The organism is Duganella levis (genome assembly GCF_009857605.1).
GTDB lineage: Bacteria > Pseudomonadota > Gammaproteobacteria > Burkholderiales > Burkholderiaceae_D > Rugamonas > Rugamonas levis.
Genome location: NZ_WWCT01000087.1, coordinates 1 through 599 on the forward strand (window position 1 = coordinate 1; position 599 = coordinate 599).

The following is a 599-nucleotide window of genomic DNA, read 5'->3' on the forward strand; positions in this document are numbered from 1 at the left end:
GCTGGTGAGGCAATTGCACCGCTGCGAATTCCTGCAATCGGTCCATAACGTCGTATTGGTCGGTGGCCCTGGCACCGGTAAAACCCACCTCGCAACCGCACTAGGAACTCAGGCGATTGAGCAGCATAACTGCCGTGTCCGTTACTTCTCTACGGTCGAACTCGTCAACACCCTAGAACTGGAGAAGCAGCAAGGGAAAGCGGGCCATCTGGCCATGCGGCTGCTCCACACGGACTTGGTAATCCTGGACGAGCTGGGCTACCTTCCGTTTAGCCAGACTGGCGGTGCACTGCTGTTCCACTTAATCAGCAAACTCTATGAAAAAACGAGTCTTGTCATCACCACCAATTTAGGATTTTCTGAATGGGGATCTGTGTTTGGAGACGCTAAAATGACGACGGCGCTGCTTGATCGTCTCACCCATCATTGCCATATCATCGAAACGGGCAACGACAGCTATCGATTTAAGAACAGCTCAACTCAAACTACAGGAAAGGAGCGAAGGACCAAACTAATCCCAGCATAACCCCGAAAAATTAATCGAAGAGTGGGTCAGAATTCGATGCAAATTCCGGGTCAGAATACAGTGCAATCTAACA

Annotated in this window: 1 protein-coding gene; it reads left to right on the plus strand. The window is 50.6% G+C overall.

The window, feature by feature from the left end:
- Positions 1-526, plus strand: a 526-nt coding sequence (gene istB, locus GTP69_RS30885) for an IS21-like element helper ATPase IstB (protein ID WP_161058431.1), incomplete at its 5' end; no start/stop codon positions are given.
- Between the last annotated feature and the right edge of the window lie 73 nt (positions 527-599).